General features: G+C 71.4%; 15 protein-coding genes and 1 pseudogene. 8 read left to right on the forward strand and 8 right to left on the reverse strand.

Translation table 11 applies throughout. From position 1 onward, the window contains the following. The first annotated feature begins 228 nt into the window (after positions 1–228). A complete protein-coding gene (locus tag G3I60_RS14325) occupies positions 229–639 on the forward strand; it encodes a VOC family protein (protein WP_203672899.1) in 411 nt (136 codons plus the stop codon). Between the two features lie 61 nt (positions 640–700). Beyond that, entirely contained in the window at positions 701–1,153 is a 453-nt protein-coding gene (locus G3I60_RS14330; protein ID WP_164295296.1) for a nuclear transport factor 2 family protein, read from the forward strand. 138 nt (positions 1,154–1,291) lie between these two features. Here the strand turns inward: G3I60_RS14330 and typA are convergent, their stop codons facing one another. Further along, entirely contained in the window at positions 1,292–3,157 is a 1,866-nt protein-coding gene (gene typA, locus G3I60_RS14335) for a translational GTPase TypA (RefSeq protein WP_138351040.1), read from the reverse strand. A gap of 287 nt (positions 3,158–3,444) precedes the next feature. Then, positions 3,445–5,304, reverse strand: coding sequence for an ABC transporter family substrate-binding protein (locus G3I60_RS14340; RefSeq protein ID WP_164295298.1), 1,860 nt, complete (start codon positions 5,302–5,304; stop codon positions 3,445–3,447). A gap of 342 nt (positions 5,305–5,646) precedes the next feature. Here G3I60_RS14340 and G3I60_RS14345 point away from each other — a divergent pair, with 342 nt between their 5' ends. The 6 genes from G3I60_RS14345 (at position 5,647) to G3I60_RS14370 (ending at position 12,524) form a co-directional block, all read left to right on the forward strand. Further along, positions 5,647–5,934, forward strand: a complete 288-nt coding sequence (locus G3I60_RS14345; RefSeq protein WP_138351042.1) for a hypothetical protein — start codon at positions 5,647–5,649, stop codon at positions 5,932–5,934. A gap of 84 nt (positions 5,935–6,018) precedes the next feature. Next, on the forward strand, positions 6,019–6,861 hold the full coding sequence (locus G3I60_RS14350) for a hypothetical protein (protein ID WP_138351043.1): 843 nt from the start codon (positions 6,019–6,021) through the stop codon (positions 6,859–6,861). 21 nt (positions 6,862–6,882) lie between these two features. After that, on the forward strand, positions 6,883–8,826 hold the full coding sequence (locus G3I60_RS14355) for a fumarate reductase/succinate dehydrogenase flavoprotein subunit (RefSeq protein WP_138351044.1): 1,944 nt from the start codon (positions 6,883–6,885) through the stop codon (positions 8,824–8,826). Next, positions 8,823–9,587, forward strand: a complete 765-nt coding sequence (locus G3I60_RS14360; protein WP_138351045.1) for a succinate dehydrogenase/fumarate reductase iron-sulfur subunit — start codon at positions 8,823–8,825, stop codon at positions 9,585–9,587. The genes G3I60_RS14355 and G3I60_RS14360 overlap by 4 nt, the downstream gene beginning before the upstream one ends. A gap of 118 nt (positions 9,588–9,705) precedes the next feature. Beyond that, positions 9,706–11,766 carry a TPM domain-containing protein gene (locus G3I60_RS14365; protein ID WP_164295326.1) on the forward strand — a complete coding sequence of 687 codons (2,061 nt, stop codon included), beginning with the start codon at positions 9,706–9,708 and terminating at the stop codon, positions 11,764–11,766. Positions 11,767–11,810: 44 nt separating this feature from the next. Further along, on the forward strand, positions 11,811–12,524 hold the full coding sequence (locus G3I60_RS14370) for a PspA/IM30 family protein (RefSeq protein ID WP_164295299.1): 714 nt from the start codon (positions 11,811–11,813) through the stop codon (positions 12,522–12,524). Between the two features lie 196 nt (positions 12,525–12,720). Here the strand turns inward: G3I60_RS14370 and G3I60_RS14375 are convergent, their stop codons facing one another. The 6 genes and pseudogenes from G3I60_RS14375 to G3I60_RS14400 all read right to left on the reverse strand — a co-directional run bounded on the left by G3I60_RS14375 (position 12,721) and on the right by G3I60_RS14400 (position 21,842). Continuing rightward, entirely contained in the window at positions 12,721–15,261 is a 2,541-nt protein-coding gene (locus G3I60_RS14375) for a SpoIIE family protein phosphatase (protein WP_244809387.1), read from the reverse strand. Between the two features lie 192 nt (positions 15,262–15,453). Continuing rightward, entirely contained in the window at positions 15,454–18,000 is a 2,547-nt protein-coding gene (locus tag G3I60_RS14380; RefSeq protein WP_239069818.1) for a SpoIIE family protein phosphatase, read from the reverse strand. 879 nt (positions 18,001–18,879) lie between these two features. After that, on the reverse strand, positions 18,880–19,278 hold the full coding sequence (locus tag G3I60_RS14385; RefSeq protein WP_164295301.1) for a (deoxy)nucleoside triphosphate pyrophosphohydrolase: 399 nt from the start codon (positions 19,276–19,278) through the stop codon (positions 18,880–18,882). A gap of 10 nt (positions 19,279–19,288) precedes the next feature. After that, positions 19,289–19,456 carry an SPOR domain-containing protein gene (locus G3I60_RS14390; protein ID WP_138351051.1) on the reverse strand — a complete coding sequence of 56 codons (168 nt, stop codon included), beginning with the start codon at positions 19,454–19,456 and terminating at the stop codon, positions 19,289–19,291. Positions 19,457–19,578: 122 nt separating this feature from the next. Continuing rightward, positions 19,579–20,010: pseudogene (locus G3I60_RS14395) on the reverse strand (RpiB/LacA/LacB family sugar-phosphate isomerase); the annotation flags it as partial. Between the two features lie 83 nt (positions 20,011–20,093). After that, entirely contained in the window at positions 20,094–21,842 is a 1,749-nt protein-coding gene (locus G3I60_RS14400) for a cytosine permease (RefSeq protein ID WP_203672900.1), read from the reverse strand. Positions 21,843–21,940: the final 98 nt, after the last annotated feature.

Below are 21,940 nucleotides of genomic sequence, written 5' to 3' on the forward strand. Positions count from 1 at the left end.
TCGGGTATGAACTTGGCCCACAATTCGGACATTTGGAACGTAGACAGACACCCGCGAAACGGACTGTTAACGCAACATCCGGCGAATCGCGTCCGCTATGCGGACGCAGGCCCGGCGAAATCGGTTGCGGGGAGTCCGAAAAATCCACGGCAAGTCTACGCGGGTCACCTCCCCGCGTCCCCGATACGACCGGGCCCGCCCGGCCGCCGGAGCCTGTTGAATCGGCCCATGAGCCAGGAGATCTCCGGACTGTTGCATCACGTCGAACTGTGGGTCGCCGACCTGCCCGCCGCCACCGCGAGCTGGGGCTGGCTGCTGGGCGAGCTCGGCTACACCCCGTTCCAGGACTGGCCCGCGGGGCGCAGCTGGAAACTCGGCCCCACGTACATCGTGGTCGAGCGCTCCCCCGCCCTCGCCGGCGACCGGCACGAGCGGCTCCGGCCGGGCCTGAACCACCTGGCCTTCCACGTGGCCGACCGCGCCATGGCCGACAATCTCGCGGCCCGGGCGCCCGGGCACGGCTGGACCCTGATGTTCCCCGACCGGCACCCCTTCGCGGGCGGCGAGGCGCACTACGCCGCCTATCTGGAGAACGCCGAGGGGTTCGAGGTCGAGCTGGTCGCACCCATCGCCTCCTGACGGAGGGGCGGCTAATCTGACTGACCGTCAGGTTATAGCCGGCCGCGGGAAGGGATCCCCAGTGCCCCACAGTGAGTTGGAACACGCTCGGCGCCAGGAGACGGTGGAGTCGTTCTGGCGGGGGGTCGACACGCACGACTGGGGGCTGGTCGCCTCCACCCTGGCGGAGGGCTTCGTACGCGTCGGGATGCGCGGCGACGAGGACGACACCGTCCGGGGCCGGGACGCCTATGTGGCGTTCGTCTCACGGGTGACGGAGCGGATGGCCTTCCACCGGCTGGAGTCCCGCCGGACGTTCCTCAGCGCCGACGGCCGGCGGGTGCTCAACGAGGCTGTCGAGACGATCCAGCCGACGGCGGCGGACGAGCGGAACGTGATGTCGTTCGCCAACGTCATGGAACTCGGCGAGGACGGGCTGATCACCCGGCTCGACATCTACTGGAAGACCCCGGTACTGCAGCCTCCGGCCTGGATCGTCCCGGGAAGCGCGTCCGCGCGCGCTGAGAAGAGCTGAGGAGGGGGCCCGGGGAAAATCCCCGAACCCCCTCCCGGTGACGCCTCAGTGGCGCCCCTGTGACGTCTCAGCGACCGCCCGGTGTCCGTTCAGCGGCCCGGGCGGGACGCACCGGCACCGCGAGGCGCCCGGCCGTCGTCAGCGCTTGGCGCGGGAGTACGCGCGGCCGCGCTCCTTCTGGTCCAGGACGACCTTGCGGATACGCACGGTCTCCGGGGTGACCTCGATGCACTCGTCCTCGCGGCAGAACTCGAGGGACTGCTCCAGGGAGAGCCTGCGCGGCGGCACCACGTTCTCGGTGTTGTCCGCGGAGGCGGCGCGCATGTTGGTGAGCTTCTTCTCCTTGGTGATGTTCACGTCCATGTCGTCGGAACGCGAGTTCTCACCGATGATCATGCCCTCGTACACCTCGGTGGTCGCCTCGACGAAGATCACGCCGCGCTCCTGGAGGTTGATCATCGCGAACGGCGTCACGACGCCGGCGCGGTCCGCCACCAGGGAACCGTTGTTACGGGTGCGCAGGTCGCCGAACCACGGCTCGTGACCCTCGAAGATGCTGTGCGCGATACCGGTGCCGCGGGTGTCCGTGAGGAACTCGGTACGGAAACCGATCAGGCCACGGGCCGGGACGATGAACTCCATGCGGACCCAGCCGGAGCCGTGGTTCGTCATGGTCTCCATGCGGCCCTTGCGGGTCGCCATCAGCTGGGTGATCGCGCCGAGGTACTCCTCGGGGGTGTCGATCGTCATGCGCTCGACCGGCTCGTGGACCTTGCCGTTGATCGTCTTGGTGACGACCTGCGGCTTGCCGACGGTCAGCTCGAAGCCCTCGCGGCGCATCTGCTCGACGAGGATCGCCAGCGCCAGCTCGCCACGGCCCTGGACCTCCCACGCGTCGGGACGCTCGGTCGGCAGCACGCGGAGCGAGACGTTACCGATGAGCTCCTTGTCCAGCCGGTCCTTCACCTGGCGGGCAGTGACCTTGTGGCCCTTGCCGCCCTTGCCGACCAGCGGCGAGGTGTTGGTACCGATGGTCATGGAGATGGCCGGCTCGTCGACCGTGATGAGCGGCAGCGCGACCGGGTTCTCCAGGTCGGCCAGCGTCTCGCCGATGGTGATGTCCGGGATACCGGCCACGGCGCAGATGTCGCCGGGGCCCGCCATCTCGGCCGGCTTGCGGGTGAGCGCCTCGGTCATCAGCAGCTCGGTGATCTTGACCTGGGTGACCGAACCGTCACGCTTCATCCACGCGACCTGCTGGCCCTTGCGGAGCTCGCCCTCCTCGACGCGGAGGAGCGCGATACGGCCGAGGAAGTTGTCGGCGTCCAGGTTGGTGACGTGCGCCTGGAGCGGCGCGCCCTCGGTGTACTCGGGGGCGGGGACCGTCGACAGGATGGTGGAGAAGAACGGCTCCAGCGAGTCGCTGTCCGAGGGGACCGTGCCGTTCTCCGGCTTGGTCAGCGAGGCGACGCCGTCACGGGCACAGGCGTAGACGATCGGGAACTCGATCTGCTCCTCGGTCGCGTCCAGGTCCAGGAAGAGGTCGTAGGTCTCGTTGATGACCTCGTCGATCCGGGAGTCCGGGCGGTCCGTCTTGTTGATGCACAGGATGACCGGCAGGTTCGCCGTCAGCGCCTTGCGCAGCACGAAGCGGGTCTGCGGCAGCGGGCCCTCGGAGGCGTCCACGAGGAGCACGACCGCGTCGACCATCGACAGGCCGCGCTCGACCTCACCACCGAAGTCGGCGTGGCCGGGGGTGTCGATGATGTTGATCGTGATGACGTCGCCGCCACCCTTGGGGTGGTACTTCACGGCCGTGTTCTTGGCCAGGATCGTGATGCCCTTCTCACGTTCCAGGTCGTTCGAGTCCATCATGCGGTCATCGAGGTGCTGGTGGGCAGCGAATGCGCCGGCCTGCTTGAGCATGGCGTCGACAAGGGTCGTCTTGCCGTGGTCGACGTGGGCGACAATGGCGACGTTACGAATATCGTGGCGCGTGGACATGCTGCGGCGCTTCTCCCGGGATCGTGGATGGCTGCGCGTTCCGTGTTGACGCACTCGCCCGCCGGGCAGGACAAGCCGCGGCCTTACCCCATGGTACGGGGCCCGCGGCGACTCGGCCGCCCGAGCGAGGTTTGAACGCCGGTATCACCGGCCCCACAGGCTCCTTCCGGAGCCGGCAGGACCGGTGTGACAACCGGAAGGACCCGTGGCAGCGGCGGTATCCGGGCGTATTCCGCCATCCGGGCGGCGGGGCGGCCCGATCCGGCAAAAGCGCTGCGCCCGGACCCCTACTTACGGAACCCGATGTCCTGGTATCGGGGGGACTCGAAGCCGAAGGCGCCGGCGTTGGCGACCGTGGGCCGCAGCGCGACGACCTCGGGGCGCTGGAAGAGCGGGACGGAGCCGGCCGCGGCCCAGATCCGGGAGTCGGCCCGTGCGGTGAGGTCGCGGGCCGCCTTCTGGTCCAGTTCCGAGCCGGCCTGGTCGAGCAGCTGGTCGATCTGGTCGGTGCCGACCCGTGAGTAGTTCTGCTCGACGGTCAGCGATCCGTCGGGGGCGGGCAGCGGCTTGGCGAAGATCGGCCGGTCGTCGGTGGCCGGGTAGGCCGTGCCGGGCCAGGAGTACAGGGCCAGGTCGAAGTTTCCGGAGGCGACGTGGTCGTGGAAGAAGCTCGTGTCGGCGACCTTGGTGATCTCGGTGCGGACCCCGATCTTCGACAGCATCGTCGCGATCCGGTTCCCCACGTCGGCCAGCACCGGCGAGGTGGAGGGGACGACGAACCGCAGGCTGAGCTGCTTGCCGGCCTTGCGCAGCGTTCCGCTGGGCTCGACCACCGTCACACCGAGGGCCGGGGCGGCCGCGTCGGGCTTGGTGGGTACCGGAGCGGCGGGCTTGGCCGGGTTGGCGGCCTTGGCCCCGGACCGGGACTGCGGTGCGGTGTGCTCCCAGCCCGCGTCGGCGAGCAGCGCCTGGACCTGGCCCGCGTCCGCGGAGCCGAGGGCCGAGCTGTGGTCCGCGTAGCCGTTCTGCGAGGCGAGGACCAGGTGGTTGCCGAGCGGCTTGGCGGGCAGGCCGAGCGGCTTCAGCACGGCGTCGGCGATGGCCTGCCGGTCGACGGCGCGGGCCACCGCGCGGCGGACCCGTTCGTCGGCCAGCGGGCCCGTGCTGCCGTTGAGGGCGAGCTGCGAGTACGCGGCCCCGGGGGCCTTGCGGACGGCGAGCTTCTTGGCGGCGGCGGCCTTGCGGACCGAGGCGAGGGCGGTCGGGTCCAGCTCCGCGACGTCGAGCTTTCCGCCGGTCAGCGCGGCGGCGCGGCCGGCGGCCGGCACGACGGTCAGCACCAGCTGGTCGAGCTTGGCGCGCTGGCCCCACCAGGCCGGGTTCCTGACCAGGGTGACGGCGCCCCCGGTGCGGTTCACGTCCTTGATCCTGAACGGCCCCGCGACGGCGGTGAGCGCGGAGCGGGCGCCTTCGTTGAAGGCGTCCGGGCTGCCGGTCACGGCCTTGGGATAGAGGGGTGTGAACAGCGACCGCCAGTCGGCGTACGGGGTGGCGAAGGTGACCTTGACCTCGTGGCTGTCCGCGCCCTGGCTGACGTCGGCGATCCGGTCGTAGCCGGCGTTGCGCGCGGTCCAGTACGCGGCGTTCCGGCCGCTCAGCGCCTTCCACTGCGCGCTGAAGTCGTCGGCGCCGACGGCCCGGCCGTCGCTCCACTTCGCCTTCGGGTTGAGCTTGTACGACACGACCTGCTTCGGCTCGGTCTCGACGACGGAGGCGTCGGCCAGGAAGTCCGCGTCGCGCTGCGGGGCGCCGCGGTTGTCGAGGCGGAACATCACGGGCAGCACGGCGCCGGCGATCCGGGCCGTGTCCTCGTCGGCGTCCGCCTGATACGCGTTGAGGGTGGCCGGCACGCTGTCGACGGCCCAGCGCAGCGTTCCGCCGTCCTTGACGCCGGCGCGGGGCGCGGCGGCGATGTCGGTGCCGGAGACGGCCGGGGCCGCGGTGGTCTCGGCGGAGCAGCCGGCGAGGGCGAGCGCGGCGACGCCCACGAGGGCCGCACCGCGCAGCCCCGGACCTGCGGGCCGGGGGCGGTACCTGGGCCGGGGCTCTGCCCCGCCTACGGATGCGGGAATGACGCTGCGGGACATGGGTCAGGTACCTCCGCGGGCTCTCCGGCCGCCTTCGGTCCGGCATACGCCTTCGGGACGTGCACCAGTAATACTCAGTTGGCGGTATTTGTCGCTTATCGCACCTACTGAAAGCGACAGGTACCCGCGCGGCGCCGCGACACGGCGCGAAGCGGGCCACAGGCCACCCGAACGGCGGTGGGGCGCCCGCCTGCGGCCCGCGCGGGCGTGCGGCCGGGGCGCGATCCCGGAACGGGCGCCATTTCCCCTGCACGCGCTCTTCCCAATGGCGCATGTGACGCGCGACACTCGCTTCCGCATGAGCGTCACCAACCGCACTGCGGCAGAGCTGAGGGCAAATCCATGTCCCTGCAAGACGATCTGACATCGGTTCAGCGCCGGCTGGACGACCTGGTCCGCTGCGTGGGCCGGCTGGAGCAGCACGTCGGGAACAGCCTCGACATGCGTCGTGTACGTGCCGACGCGGACCACCTCCGCGAGAGCCTGACCCTGCTGCGCGAGGCCGCACCGTCCGCCGCCCCACCGGGCCCGGTGGAGATGGTGATCGTGCCCGACACCCCGTACGACCCCGCGCTGTGGTCCGACTGCGAGGACGAAGGCCTGGGATCGCCCCACGGCCACGCGCCGTAACCGCGCCCTCCCCGCAGCCGCAGCCAGCCCGGCACCGCAGCCGTCACCGGCTCCCGCCCCTTCCGCTCCCCTCCGGAGTACGCATTGGCCACCGGAACCACCTCCAGCACCGAGTCCGCCGACAGCAGTCCCGCCCGCCGCGGTGTCCACACGCAGGGGCGCGCGGCCATCCCGAACCGACATCTGCGGACCGACCGGTGGTGGGTTCCGCCCCTGGTGACCGCGCTCGGCCTGGGGGCGTTCGTCGTCTACTCGACGTGGCGCGCGTTCGCGAACGGGGACTACTACGCGGCGCCGTACGTCTCGCCGTTCTACTCCCCGTGCCTGGCGTCGAACTGCACCGACATGAACGGCGGCGCCGACTGGCACCTCTTCGGGAGCTGGTGGGGCATCTCCCCGGCCCTGATCGTGCTGATCTTCCCGCTCGGCTTCCGGCTCACCTGCTACTACTACCGCAAGGCGTACTACCGCGGGTTCTGGGCCTCGCCCCCCGCCTGCGCCGTCGCCGAGCCGCACGCCACGTACACCGGTGAGACGCGGTTCCCGCTGATCCTGCAGAACATCCACCGGTACTTCTTCTACTTCGCGATCCCGGTCGCCGGGATCCTGACGTACGACGTGGTGCTGAGCTTCCGGGACGCGGACGGCAACTGGGGCCACGCGGGTCTCGGCACCCTCGTGATGCTGGTGAACATCACCCTGATCTGGGCGTACACCTTCTCCTGCCACTCCTGCCGGCACATCATCGGCGGCCGGCTCAAGCACTTCTCCAAGCACCCGGTGAGGTTCCGCCTCTGGGGCTGGGTCGGCCGGCTCAACCGGCACCACATGCTGCTCGCCTGGGTCTCGCTGATCAGCGTGGCCCTCGCGGACTTCTACGTATATCTCGTCGCCAGCGGCGCCTTCGACGACCCGCGGTTCTTCTAAACGAAGGGGATGCCAACAAGCATGACGCAAGTCGAAAGGCACACTTACGACGTGGTCGTCGTCGGCGCGGGCGGGGCAGGTCTGCGCGCCGCCATCGAGGCCCGCGAGCAGGGCATGCGCACGGCGGTCATCTGCAAATCGCTGTTCGGCAAGGCGCACACGGTGATGGCCGAGGGCGGTATCGCGGCCAGCATGGGCAACGCCAACTCCAACGACAACTGGGAAGTGCACTTCCGCGACACCATGCGCGGCGGGAAGTTCCTCAACCAGTGGCGGATGGCCGAACTGCACGCCCGCGAGGCGCCCGACCGGGTGTGGGAGCTGGAGACCTGGGGCGCGCTCTTCGACCGCACCAAGGACGGCCGGATCTCGCAGCGCAACTTCGGCGGCCACGAGTACCCGCGGCTCGCGCACGTCGGCGACCGGACCGGCCTGGAGCTGATCCGCACCCTCCAGCAGAAGATCGTCTCCCTGCAGCAGGAGGACTTCGCCGAGTTCGGCGACTACGAGGCGCGGCTCAAGGTCTTCCAGGAGTGCACGGTCACCCGGGTGCTCAAGGACGGCCCGGCGGTCAGCGGGGTCTTCGGCTACATCCGCGAGTCGGGCCGGCTCTTCGTCATCGAGAGCCCGGCCGTGGTCCTCGCGACCGGCGGCATCGGCAAGTCCTTCAAGGTGACCTCCAACTCGTGGGAGTACACCGGCGACGGGCACGCGCTGGCACTGCTCGCGGGCGCGCCGCTCATCAACATGGAGTTCATCCAGTTCCACCCCACCGGGATGGTCTGGCCGCCGTCCGTCAAGGGCATCCTCGTCACCGAGTCGGTCCGCGGCGACGGCGGGGTACTGCGCAACAGCGACGGCAAACGGTTCATGTTCGACTACATCCCGGACGTGTTCAAGGAGAAGTACGCGCAGTCCGAGCAGGAGGCCGACGGCTGGTACGCCGACCCGGCCACATTCCGCCGGCCGCCGGAGCTGCTCCCCCGCGACGAGGTGGCCCGCGCCATCAACTCCGAGGTCAAGGCGGGCCGTGGCACTCCGCACGGCGGGGTCTTCCTCGACGTCTCGACCCGGCTCCCGGCCGAGGAGATCAAACGGCGGCTGCCGTCGATGCACCACCAGTTCAAGGAACTCGCCGACGTCGACATCACCGCCGAACCCATGGAGGTCGGCCCGACCTGCCACTACATGATGGGCGGCGTCGACGTGGAGCCCGACACCGCGGCGGCCCGCGGCGTGCCGGGACTGTACGCGGCGGGCGAGGTGGCCGGAGGAATGCACGGCTCGAACCGGCTGGGCGGCAATTCCCTCTCCGACCTGCTGGTCTTCGGCCGCCGGGCCGGACTGCACGCCTCGGAGTACGTGGCCGCGCTCGGCACCGGGCGGCCCGCCGTCCCGGAGGACCAGATCGACAGCGCGGCCGCCGAGGCGCTGCGCCCGTTCAGCGCTGAGGCCTCCGACCCGGACCTGCCGCAGGGGCAGGTCGCGGAGAACCCGTACACCCTCCACCAGGAACTGCAGCAGGCCATGAACGACCTGGTCGGCATCATCCGCCGGGCCCCGGAGATGGAGGAGGCGCTCAGCCGCCTCACCGATCTGCGGATGCGCTCGCGGCGGGCCGGCGTCGAGGGCCACCGGCAGTTCAACCCCGGCTGGCACCTGGCGATCGACCTGCGCAACATGCTGCTGGTCAGCGAGTGCGTGGCGCGTGCCGCGCTGGAGCGCACCGAGAGCCGCGGCGGCCACACCCGCGAGGACCATCCCGGCATGGACCGGACCTGGCGGAAGGTCAATCTCGTCTGCGAGCTGTCCGACCCCAGCGGCGGGCTCGCCGACACCGACCCGGAGCGCGGCCAGGTCACGCTCCGGCGCCGCGACATGGACCCGATGCGGGACGACCTCCTCGCCCTGTTCGAGAAGGAAGAACTGCTGAAGTATCTGACGGACGAGGAGTTGGCCCCGTGACGTACACAGCACACTTCAAGGTGTGGCGGGGCGACGCCGACGGCGGGGACCTGAACGACTACCAGGTGGAAGTGAACGAGGGCGAGGTCGTCCTCGACATCATCCACCGGCTGCAGGCCACCCAGGCGTCCGACCTCGCGGTCCGCTGGAACTGCAAGGCCGGCAAGTGCGGATCGTGCAGCGCCGAGATCAACGGCAGGCCGAGCCTGCTGTGCATGACGCGGATGTCGGTCTTCACGGCCGACGAGACCGTCACCGTCACCCCGATGCGCGCGTTCCCCGTCATCCGTGACCTGGTGACGGACGTGTCCTTCAACTACGCGAAGGCGCGCGAGGTGCCGGCGTTCGTGCCGCCGGCCGGCCTCAAGCCGGGCGAGTACCGGATGCAGCAGCAGGACGTGGAACGCTCCCAGGAGTTCCGCAAGTGCATCGAGTGCTTCCTGTGCCAGGACACCTGCCACGTGGTCCGCGACCACGAGGAGAACAAGATCGCCTTCTCCGGGCCGCGCTTCCTGATGCGGATCGCCGAGCTCGACATGCACCCGCTGGACGCGGCCGCCGAGGAGGGCCTGGACCGCAAGGTGTCGGCCCAGGACGACCACGGACTCGGCTACTGCAACATCACCAAGTGCTGCACCGAGGTCTGCCCGGAACACATCAAGATCACCGACAACGCACTCATCCCGCTCAAGGAGCGGGCGGTCGACCGCAAGTACGACCCACTGGTCTGGCTGGGCAACAAGATCCTGCGGCGGCCGTAACCGCACCGTACGGCCTCCGGCACTCGGCCGGAGGCCGTACGGTCGCGAGCCGTACAAACCGCGCATACGCTCCCGAACAGAGCCATGCCGCAGGCGCGTGGCGGATCGGATGCGGCTGATGCGGCGACTCGGCGGAATCGTGGCGCTCCTCGGCGCCCTGCTGCTGCCGCTCGCCGGCGCCGCCGGTACCGCGCACGCCGACGACCCGATCACCCTGTCGCGCACCGGCCAGATCACCGACAAGGTCGGCGCGCTGGGTGACCGTAAGCAGCAGGTGGCGGACGCGCTGGAGAAGCTCTACGCCGGCCATCGGATCCAGCTCTTCGTCGCCTATGTGAACGGCTTCTCCGGGCGGGACGCCCAGGAGTGGGCCAACGCCACCGCGCAGCGCAACGGCCTCGGGCAGAACGACGTGCTGCTGGCCGTCGCGACGCACGACCGGCAGTACGCCGTCTCCGCCGACCAGAGCTCGGGGTTCACCCAGAGCCAGCTGGACGAGGTGAACCGCTCGGCGATCGAGCCCGCGCTGAAGCAGAACGACTGGGCGGGCGCCGCCATCGGCGCCGCGAACGGGTTCGGGGCGGTGCTCGGCGGACAGCCGGTCGTGGCGCCCGCGATCACGCCGGGGACCGAGGATCCGGGCGGCGGCTCGGGCGGGAACGGGTCGAGCAGCCTGTGGATCCCGGTCGCGGCGGTCGGCAGCGCCGGCGTGCTGGGCGCGCTCGTGTACTCGCGGCGCAAACGGGGCAGCCGGGGCGCGCCGCCGCAGGGCGGCGGCTGGGGCCGGGGTGGCGCCGCCGAGCGGCCGCGGGTCACGCCGCTCCCGGAGCTCGACGCCCAGGCGAAGCAGCTGCTGGTGGAGACGGACGACGCCGTGCGCACCAGCCAGGAGGAGCTCGGGTTCGCGGCGGCGCAGTTCGGTGACGAGGCGGCCCAGCCGTTCACCGAGGCGGTCTCGTACGCGCGCGGTGAGCTGACCGCCGCCTTCCAGCTGCGGCAGAAGCTCGACGACGCCTTTCCCGAGGACGAGGCGACCCGCCGGCTGATGCTCGACGAGATCCTGAGCCGCTGCACCCAGGCGAACCGCCGGCTGGACGCCGAGTCCGACGCGTTCGACCGGCTGCGGGCGCTGGAGTCCAACGCCGCGCAGGCGCTCGCGCAGGCCGAGGCGACCGCGGCGGCGCTCGACGCGCATGTGACCGCCGCCGAGACCGCGATCGGCACCCTCACCCGGACGTACGCGGACGCGGCCGTCGAACCGGTCACCGGCCATCCGGCCGAGGCGCGGGACCGGCTGGTGTTCGCCGGGACCGCGATCGACGGGGCCAGGAAGGCGATCGACGCGGGCGACATGTCCCGGGCGGCGGTGTTCGTACGGGCCGCCGAAGGCGCCCTCGACCAGGCCGGGACGCTCGCCGAGTCGGTCGTACGCCGGGCGGAGGAACTGGAGCAGGCCGATGCCAGGCTCCAGGACGCGCTGACCGAGACCGACACCGACCTGGCCGATGCCAAGGGATTGCTCAGCGGGACCGCCGACGGGGCGCCGACGGCGGATCTGCGGGGCCGGATAGCCCGCGCCGAGTCCGTGCTCGGCGACGTACGGCAGGAGCTGACGGCCGGCCGCCACGACCCGATCTCGGGGCTGCGCCGGATCGAGGAGGCGGACGCCGCTCTCGACGCGGCACTGACCGGCGCCCGCGAGGGAGCGGTGAACGAGCAGCGGGCCCGCGGTCTGCTGGGCCAGGCCCTGCTGGCGGCCCGCAGCGAGGTGGCCGCGGCCCGGGACGTCATCACCACACATCGTGGCGCGATCGGCAGCCAGGCCCGTACCCGGCTCGCCGAGGCCGAGCGGCGGCTGGAGCAGGCCGAGTCGCTGGCCGCCACCGATGCGGCGGGCGCGCTCTCCGAGGCGCAGCAGGCGGACCAACTGGCGCGTCAGGCACAGCAGTTCGCCCAGCAGGATGTGAGCGGCGGCGGCTTCGGAGGCGGTTTCGGCGGCGGCGGGCGCGGCGGCGGAGGGATGAGCGGCGCCGTACTGGGCGGGATCATCCTCGGCGGAATCCTGAACGGCGGCGGGGGCGGATTCGGCGGTGGTGGCGGTTTCGGCGGGGGCGGGGGTCCCGGGAGCTTCGGCGGAGGCGGCACCCGTGGCCGGATGGGCGGCGGCGGCCGCTTCTGACCAGCTCCTCGCTTCTCCTACCTACCCGCAAAGGAACTCCAGCCATGACGAAGCAGACGATCCTCGGCCGGGTGACCCAGCTCGCGAAGGCCAACGTCAACGCGCTCCTCGACCAGGCCGAGGACCCGCAGAAGATGCTCGACCAGCTCATCCGCGACTACAGCAACAACATCTCCGAGGCCGAGGAGGCGGTCGCCGCCACCATCGGCAATCTCCGGCTGATGGAGCAGGACCACGACGAGGACGTGGCGGCCGCCGCGGAATGGGGCGGCAAGGCCCTCGCCGCCAGCAAGAAGGCCGATGAGCTGCGGGCCGCCGGAAGCACCGCGGACGCCGACCGCTTCGACAACCTCGCGAAGGTCGCGCTGGGCCGCCAGGTCACGTCGGAGAAGGAGGCGAGGACCGCGGAGCCGGTCATCGCGAGCCAGACCGAGATCGTCGACAAGCTCAAGTCCGGTCTCGACCAGATGCGCACCAAGCTGGGTGAACTGCAGAGCAGGCGGGACTCGCTGGTGGCGCGGGCCAAGTCCGCGCAGGCGCAGAACCAGATGATGGACGCGGCCAAGAACATCAACGTGCTCGACCCGACCAGCGAGCTGGGCCGCTTCGAGGACAAGGTCCGGCGCGAGGAGGCCAAGGCCAAGGGCAAGGAGGAGCTGGCCGCGTCCTCGCTGGACGCCCAGTTCGAGAGCCTCGACACCCTCTCCGACAGCGCGGAGGTCGAGGCTCGCCTCGCCGCCCTCAAGGCCGTCAAGTAGCCCGCCCGGCGGCCCCCGTGTCCAGGGCGTGTTGCGAAAGTCCCGCCTGGCCCACGACGCCTGGCACGCCCTCGCCGCGTTGTCGGGCTCGTCCACGTACGTCCAGTACGAGGACGACCCTCCGCCTTGCCAGCGCACGCACCAGACGCAGTGGGCCACGCCCTCCGGGCGAACGGCGCTCCTTTCGCAACACGCCCTAGTACATGCTCAGCAGCTCGTCCACGGTCGGTTCCCGCCCCGGTCCTCCGCCGGGGCCGCCGTCGCCCGGCAGGGCGAGCTCGAACCAGACGGTCTTCCCGCGGTGGGTGCGGCGGCTGCCCCAGCTCTCGCTGAGCAGGCTGACGAGCTGGAGGCCGCGGCCCCCCTCGTCGGTGTCGCGGGCGCGCCGCCGCCTGGGCTGCACCAGCGCGCCGTCCCAGACCTCGCAGACGAGGGTGCGGTCGCGCAGCAGCCGGAGCCGGATGTCGCCGTCGCCATGCCGCAGGGCATTGGTGACGAGCTCGCTGACCAGTAGTTCCGTGGTGTCGACGAGCTCTTCCAGACCCCAGGAGAGCAGCCGTTCGCGGGCGTACTCGCGGGCGCGGGCGACCGAGGCGGGGTGCGGCTCCAGCGTCCAGTCCCCGACGGAGTCGGCCGGCAGACCGTGGACGCGGGCCATCAGGAGGGCGATGTCGTCCTCGCCGTGGGCGGTGTCCAGGGTCGCGAGGATGTGGTCGCAGACGTCCTCCAGGGGACGCTGCGGATCGTCGAACGCGGCGCGGAGGGCTTCGAGGCCCTCGTCCAGCGGGTGGTTGCGGGACTCGACGAGGCCGTCGGTGTAGAGCCCGAGGAGCGCGCCGTCCGGGAGCTCGACGTCGACCTCCTCGAAGGGCTCGCCGCCCACCCCGAGCGGCATCCCGGTGGGGACCTCCAGCATGAGCGCGGGCTCACCCGGCTCGACGACCACCGGCGGCAGATGCCCGGCGTTGGCGATCGTGCACCGCCGGGTGACCGCGTCGTACACGGCGTAGACGCAGGTGGCGAGGTAGACCTCGGTGAGGTCCGTGCCGCCGCGGTCCTTGCCGCGCCGGCTGCGGGTCTCCGGCGGGGCGCCGAGGCCGCGGGCCACCTCGTCGAGTGCGGTGAGCACCTCGGCCGGTTCCAGGTCGAGCAGGGCCAGCGTCCGTACGGCGGTGCGGAGTTCACCCATCGCCACGGCGGCGCGCAGCCCCCGGCCCATCACGTCGCCGACGACGAGCGCCGTGCGGTGCCCCGGCAGCTCGATGACGTCGAACCAGTCGCCGCCGACCTCGGTCTCCATGTTGCCCGGCAGATAGCGACAGGCGATGTCCAGCCCGGCCGCCTCCGGATTGCCCGGTGGCAGCAGGCTGCGCTGCAGTATCAGCGCTCGCTCGTGCTCGCGCCGGTACAGCCGCGCGTTGTCGATACAGACCGCGGCGCGCGCGGCCAGCTCCTCCGCGAGCATCCGGTCCCGCTCCGAGAACGGCTCACTGCCCTTGGCCCGGGAGAACTGCACCAGGCCGAGGACGGTGTCACGGGCGACCATCGGGACGATCAGCGTGGACTGGACGAGCGCGCCGCCCAGGTCCGGCTCGGGGTCCACGCCGACCATCTGCGTCTGGGCGGTCCTGAGCGCGCTGGCGCAGGGCGAGTTGAACGGGTGGCGGTGGACGGATCCGACGGGCACCGAGCCGTCCTCGCCGTCACCGCCCAGGATCGCGGAGGGCGCGTTCGAGACGGCACTGGCGAACGCCACCCGGCGCACCTCGCCGCTGCCGTCCGACGTGCCCCCGAGGTCCTCCTCGCCGACGAGCAGCGCCTGGTACAGGTCGACGGACGCCAGATCGCAGAAGTGCGGCACGGCGACGTCGAGCAGTTCGCGGGCGGTGGTCTCCAGGTCCAGCGAGTTGCCGATCCGCACCCCGGCCTCGTTGAGCAGGGCGAGATTGCGGCGGGCGTGCGCGGCCTCGCGCTCGGCCCGCTGCCGCCCGGTGACATCCATGGCGAGCCCGGCGACCCCTATCGGCCGCCCGCTGCCGCTGTGCAGCCGGTACAGCGAGATCGCCCAGCGGCGGCGCCCGCTCTCCCCCGGCACGGTGCCGACCAGCGGCATGTCCAGGACCGGATCCCCGCTCTCCAGCACCTGGCGCAGCGCGGCGGTGAGCCGGTCGGCCTCGACCCGGGACAGGAAGTCGTGCGGGCCGCGGCCGCGGTGCTCCTCGGCGGTGCGGCCGAAGACGGTCGCGAAACGTTCGTTGACGCGCAGCAGCCGCAGATGGGTGTCGAAGAGGACGAAGCCCATCGGGGACTGCCCGAAAACGGCCTGGGATGCCGCCAGGTCGGTCTCTATCTGCCGGAGCGACGAGACGTCGACGGCGATGCACAGCGCCCCCCGGTCGGCGGGCATCACATAGATCTCGGCGATGCCCTCGGTACCGGCGGCGTCACGGTAGGGCGCGAGACCTATCCACTCCCGGCCGTCCAGGATCTCCGCCACCCGCTCATGGCCGCGGTCCCAGGTGTCCGGCGGCGCGAACGCGGTGATGGGGTCCTTGCCGAGCGCCTGCGCGGCCGGCACCCCGAAGAACTCGGCGGCCCGGTCGCTCCACTGGTCGATCCGCCCGTCGGGGCCGATCGAGAAGGAGGCCACGCGGATGTAGTCGTAGATCGAACCCGGCGGGCTGGACTGCCAGACCGTGGCCCGGGGAGAAGTGGTCCCGCCCCGCTCATCAGACACATCGGCCCCCGCTGGCACGTCGTTCACTAGCCCGACCCCTCCAGCTCAGCACACATGGACCGGTTTGGAGCCGAGTATTCAGCATCACGACCGTCCCGCACACGGTCTTGACGATCACAGCATCATCTCGGCTCCCACTGGTTCCCGTTCGCCTCTACTCGCTACCCGGTGGGGAGTCGCTGAACCACTCTGTCAGGTGCCGGACACGGCGGGCGGCATCGCGAGCTCGAACCACACCGTCTTGCCGAGCCGCCCGTGCCGCGTGCCCCAGCGCCGTGAGGCACGCGCCACGAGTTGCAGACCGCGGCCGCCCTCGTCCTCGGTGGTGGCCTCGCGTTCCAGCGGCGGATCGGGGAGCGGGTCGGAGACCTCGACGAGCAGCGAGCCGCCGCGCACCATCCGTACGCCGATCGGACCGTGCGCGTACCGCAGGGAGTTGGTGACCAGTTCGCTGACGAGCAGCACCGTCACATCGGTCAGCGATTCGAGGTGCCAGTCGGCGAGGGTCTCGCGGACATGGCGGCGGGCCCGCCGCACGGCACTGGGCTCGGCCGGGAAGGTCCACGAGGCGGTGCTGCCCTCGGGGAGACCTCCGAGCCGGGCCATCAGCAGGGCCACGTCGTCCGGTTCCCGGCCCGGCACCATCGTCGCGAGCAGATCGTCACAGGCGTCCTCCAGCGAGGAGAGGGGGCGGGACAGCACCGTGGAGAGCCGGTCCAGACCGTCGGTGATGTCCTCGCCGCGCGCCTCGACCAGCCCATCGGTGTAGAGCACCAGCACCGTGCCGTCCGGTACGTCCAGCTCCACGGACTCGAACTCCACACCCTCGACACCGAGCGGCGCCCCCGACGGCATCTCCAGCAGGGTCGCGCCGCACCCCGCGAAACCGCACTCCTCCCCCGGATAGACCAGCACCGGCGGCAGATGCCCGGCCTTCGCCAGGGTGCAGCGCCGGGTCGCCGGGTCGTAGACGGCGTACACGACGGTGGCCATCCAGCCCTCGTCCTGGTCCTGGGCGAGGTCGTCGCCGAGGTCGTTGACGCGGCGCAGCAGCTCGTGCGGCGGCATGTCGAGTCCGGCGAGGGTCCGGACGGCGGTACGCAGCCGGCCCATGGTCGCGGCGGCGCCGAGCCCGTGCCCCATCACATCGCCGATGACGAACGCGACCCGGCCGCCGGCCAGCGGGATCACGTCGAACCAGTCGCCGCCCACCTCGGTGCCGCTGCTGCCGGGCACGTACCGGAAGGCGACCTCGACGCCCTGCGGCTGCGGAACGCTCTGCGGCAGCAGGCTGCGCTGCAGCATCAGGGCGCCCTCGCGCTCCCGGACGTACAGCCGCGCGTTGTCGAGCCCGGAGCCCGCCCGGTCGGCAAGCTCCATCGCCAGGGCCAGGTCGTCGCGGTCGAACGCCTCCCTGCTGTCCGCCCGGCTGACCACCAGCAGCCCCAGCACGACGCCGCGCGCCCGCAGCGGCAGCACCAGCAGCGAGTGGATGCCCAGCTCCATGGTGGCCCGCACCTTGGGGTCACCGGGGAACGTCGTCGCGAGCAACTGCTCGTTGTTCTCCACCAACTGCGGCCGCCCGGTGGCCAGCACCGTGCCGAAGATGGACTTGCGGGTGAACGAGATGACCGAGCCCAGCTTGATCATCCGGTCCACCTCGGGACCCTGCCGGATCGCGCCCACGCCCAGCTGCCGCATCGGCGTGCTCTCGCTGTACTGCACCGTCGGCAGCTCCCCGCCGTCGGCGACCGCCGCGTGCAGGATCACCCCCGAGTAGTCGCTGAACCTCGGCACCAGCGCCCGCGCCAGCTCCTCCGCGCCCCGGCGTACGTCCAGCAGGCCACCGATCCGCGCACCGACGTCGTTGAGCAGCGCCAGCCGGCTGCGGGCCCGCTCGACCTTGTCGGCCGCCTCCTTCCGCTCGGTCACGTCCATCACCGTCGCGCTGATGCCCAGCACCCGGCCCGCCCGGTCCTCCAGGCGGTGGTAGGAGATGGAGCGGTGGCCGAGGCCGCGCGGGGCCAGCATCATCAGGTCGATGACGGGGCGGCCGGTGGCCAGCACCGCACGCTGCAACGTGGTCAGCTCGGCGGCCGCCCCCGGGTCGTCGACGATCTCGCTGACGGTCCGGCCGATGTGTTCCGCGGAGGACAGCCCGTTCATCCGGGCCAGCGCCTCGTTGACCCGTACGTAGCGCAGCTCCGTGTCGAAGACCGCGACGCCCAGCGGTGACGAGTCGTAGAGCGCGTCCAGCGCGGCGAGGTCGTGCTCCAGGGTGCGCAGCCGGGCCGTCTCGGCGACCGAGGCGAGGACGAACGGCCGGCCGTCCCCGTCCACCAGCAGCGAGGCGCGCGCCTCGACCTGCACGCTGTGGCCGTCGCGGTGCCGCAGCGACAGGATTCCGTCCCAGCGGCCGTTGCGCAGCAGGTCGGCCAGGATCCGCTCGGCCCTTCCCGGCTCGGGCACCGCCGCCATCCGGCGGGCACCGCCGGACGCCTCGCCCATGTCGAAGAGGCCGCCGACGCGGCGCCCGACGATGTGCTCGCCCGCCCACCCCAGCATTTCCTCTGCGAGGGGGCTCCACAGCAACACCCGGCCCGACGTGTCCAGCATGACGACGGCCACCCGCAGCGTGTCCAGCAACGTGCCCGTCGGGCTGTCCGCGACCTCGGCCGCCGGCCCCGGCTGCAGCCCGCCGCGCCTCCGCGCCCCCGCCGCCTCATCGCTGCTGCTCAAGCCGTCCACATCGTCCCTGACCGAATCGGGCCGGATCGCCCGGCTATGAAGAGGGATCAACCCCCACATACCCGATATCTCCCCCTCCGTACCGCGACGCCTCCGGCGCGGTGGGGGGAGTACGGCGGGAGGTGGGTGCGGATGCCGCCCCGACGCGAAGCGCGCCTGCGGCGCGGTAGGCGAGTACGGCCCCAGCCGGGAGGGGCGCTGCGGCGCGCGGTCCGCCTGCGGTGGCGGGCGTGGGGCCCGCGGCACCGGTAGGTACGGCCGCGGCCGGGAGCCGCGGTGCGCGGTCCGCCTGCAGCGCGGTGGGGGATCACGGCTTCAGCCGGGGATGCGCTGCGGCGCGCGGCCTGCCTCCGGTGGCGGGCGTGGGGCCCGCGGTGCCAGTAAGTACGGCCTCGGCCAGGAGCCGCGGTGCGCGGTCCGCCTGGCCGCTGCCGCTCAGCCGGACCTGACCGCCCTGGCCCTGGCCCAGGCCCCGGGGCGGGGCACAGGCGCGGGGGCGGGGCACAGGCGCGGGCCATCGACCGGCCCGACCGCGGCTTACGCGCCCGGCGGGGCGAACGTCGGACGGTTGGGTGCTCGCGGCCGAACGGACGCCTGCGGCTACCACCGAACGGCCCACGTTTGGCCACTCGGCGGGTGAGCGAGCCCATCCGCCCGGCCGGCGCTCGAGGCCACCTGATGCGCAAGGGAGTCCGCTCAGCCCGGCCGGCGCTCGAGGCCACCTGATGCACAACGGAGTCCGCTCAGCCCGGCCGGCGCTCGAGGCCACCTGATGCACAACGGAGTCCGCTCAGCCCGGCCGGCGTTTGAGGCCACCCCCGCCTCGCCCGGCGTCAAGGCGCACATGGCAGCACAGGTAGCGGGGGAACCTCAGCCGGAGGCGAGGAGGTGGGCGGCGGTCCAGGCGACCGCCGGTCGGTCCTGGTCGAGCCAGTCGACCTCATGGACACGGTCCGGCGACAGCCACCGCAGCTCGTCGTGGTCCTCCAGCGGCACCGGCGTTCCTGACACCAGCCGCGCCGTCCACGCGTGCAGGACCAGCCCCGCGCTCAGCGGCCACTCCCCCGGGATCCGGGCGATCGGCTCGACCTCCACGCCGAGCTCCTCGCGCAGCTCGCGCACGAGGGCCTGCTCGTGGGTCTCACCCGGCTCGACCTTGCCGCCCGGCAGCTCCCAGCGGCCGGCGAGCGCGGGCGGGGCGCTGCGGCGGGCGGCGAGGAGCCGGCCCTGGTCCAGTACGGCTCCGCCCACGACCACGCGCAATGTCATGCGCGGAACCCTACGACGCCTGGCGGTCGATCCGCTCGACGAGATAGAGCTGCTTGTGGCCGCGCGCGTCCAGCATGTCGGAGACGCGTTCGGCCTCCTCACGCGTCGCGTAGCGGCCGACGCGGTAGCGGTTGCCGTTGTCGTCCTGGCGTACGACGACCCACGGGAGCTCGGTCATCGGACCGTCTCCCCGACCGGAGCCCCGTCGTCAGCCTCATCGGGCGCAGCGTCGGACGCAGCGTCGGACGCAGCGTCGGAAACCCCGCCGGAGCCCCCGTCCGAGACCCCGTCGGGAACCCCGATGGAATCGACGTGCTCGATGTTGGCCTGGACGTCCGCGTGGCCGCTCGGGACCGCGTCGAACCACCCGTCCAGGATCTCGGAGAGCAGCGCCCCGCTGGTCAGCCGCAGGCTGAGGGCCAGCACGTTCGCGTCGTTCCATTTGCGCGCGCCACGCGCCGTGTAGGCGTCACCGCACAGGGCGGCGCGCACGCCCGCCACCTTGTTGGCGGCGATGGACGCACCCGTACCCGTCCAGCAGCAGACCACGGCCTGCTCGGTACGCCCGGCCGCCACTTCCCGCGCGGCCGCCTCGGCGCACCACGCCCAGTCCTTACGATCTCCGGCCCGCAGCGCCCCGAAGGCGAGCACGGTGTGGCCGCGGTGGCGCAGCTCGTCGACGACCAGCCGCGCCACCGGTTCATCCATGTCCGAGGAAACGGCAATCCGCATATGCCCGACACTACGCCCGAGCTTCACGGCTCGGGGACGAGTTGCCAGGAAGAGGTACCGATTCGGCCAACTGTACGACTGGATCAGCTGGTTCGAACGGTGGGCAGCGGCATCAGCACCGGTCCGCCGCCGCCGTCGGCGTCCTTACAGACATCACCGCACCCGGCGTCGAGACTGCAGCACAGCGAGCAGATCGGCCCCGACTGGACGGGACAGTCGGCCACGTCCGGCAGTTCGTACGCGGTCGCGCACACCGTGCAGGTGTGGGTGGCCGTCACATCCGCTACTTCAACCCCCGGACCATTGACCGGATTCGGCCGGGCCAGGTAGTAGCGGCCCTTGGTCGCCCAGGCCAGCAGGGGGCTGAGGGTCATGGCGAGCCCGAGGGCGATGAAGGTGCTGAACGCCTCCGCGTACTCGCCGAAGAGACCGAAGAAAGCGAGGATCGAGACCGTGGAGGCGATGGCCATCGCGCCGAAGCCGGCCGGGTTCACCGCGTGCAGATAGGCGCGCTTGAACTCGATGTACTTCGGGCTCAGCCCGAGCGGCTTGTTGATGACGAGGTCGGCGGTGACCGCCGCGATCCACGCGATGCCGACGTTGGAGTAGAAGCCCAGCAACTTGCCGAGCATGGAGAACATGTTCATCTCCATCAGCGTCAGCGCGATGCCGAGGTTCAGGAAGATGTACCAGACGCGGCCCGGGTGCTTGTGAGTGATCCGGGAGAAGAAGTTCGACCAGGACAGCGACCCGCTGTAGGCGTTGGTCGTGTTGATCTTGATCTGTGAGACCACGACGAAGACCGCGGCCGCGGGCAGCGCCACGGACCCCAGCCAGGGCTTGAGCGCCTCGATCTGCGGCGCGATCGGCTCCAGCGCGTGCGTCTTGCCGACGGCCGCGAGCGCGCAGAAGGCGAGGAACGCGCCGCCCAGCTGCTTGGCCGCGCCGATGATCACCCAGCCGGGCCCGGCGGCCAGCACCGCGAGGTTCCAACGGCGCTTGTTCTGCTCGGTCTTGGCGGGCATGAACCGCAGGTAGTCGGCCTGTTCGCCGATCTGCGCGATGAGCGAGAGCGCCACGCCCGTACCGAGTCCGAAGCCGAGCCAGTGGAAGCCGGAGCCCGCCCCCTCGGTGCCGCCGAAGGACCCGAACGCGCCCCAGGAGTCGGGCGACTCGAAGGCCAGGACGAGGAACGGCAGCACCAGGCCGATCAGCCAGACCGGCTGTGTCCACGCCTGGAGCCTGGCGAGCGCGCCCATCCCCCGGAAGACGAACGGGATGACGATGAGCGTGGTGATCAGATAGCCGACCGCCACCGGGATGTGCAGGGCCGAGTGCAGCGCCTGCGCCATGATCGAGCCTTCGAGCGCGAAGAAGATGAACGTGAAGCTCGCGTAGATCAGCGAGGTGAGGGTGGAGCCGAAGTAGCCGAAGCCCGCACCGCGCGTGACGAGGTCCATGTCCAGGCCGTAGGTGGCGCAGGCGCGGGCGATGGGGATACCGGTGAGGAAGATGATCGCCGCGGCGCACAGGATCGAGGCGAGTCCGCTGGTGAAGCCGTAGGTGAAGACGATCGACGCGCCGATCGCGAAGTCCGCGAGATAGGCGATCCCGCCGAGGGCGGTGGACGCCACCATCGTCGGCGACCAGCGGCGGAAGGAGTGCGGCGCGTAGCGCAGCGAGTAGTCCTCACGGCTCTCGTCGGCCGCGAGCTTGGCGTAGTTCCTCTTGGGCGCACCGAGTGCGCCAGGTGCGCCGGGCGGCTCGGGGGTGCCGGGCACTGCCGGCGCCTCGGGTACCGCCTTGTCCGTGGGTGTCGCGGTGTCCGTCATCGCCGCAAAGTAGGTTCCGGACATGACAAGTGGTGGCGGAGCTCGATTGCCCGCCGGTTAAGGCCGTCGGCCTCGCGTTACGTCCGCATGACAGGCCC

The organism is Streptomyces sp. SID13666 (genome assembly GCF_010548325.1).
GTDB classification, from domain to species: Bacteria; Actinomycetota; Actinomycetes; order Streptomycetales; family Streptomycetaceae; genus Actinacidiphila; species Actinacidiphila fildesensis.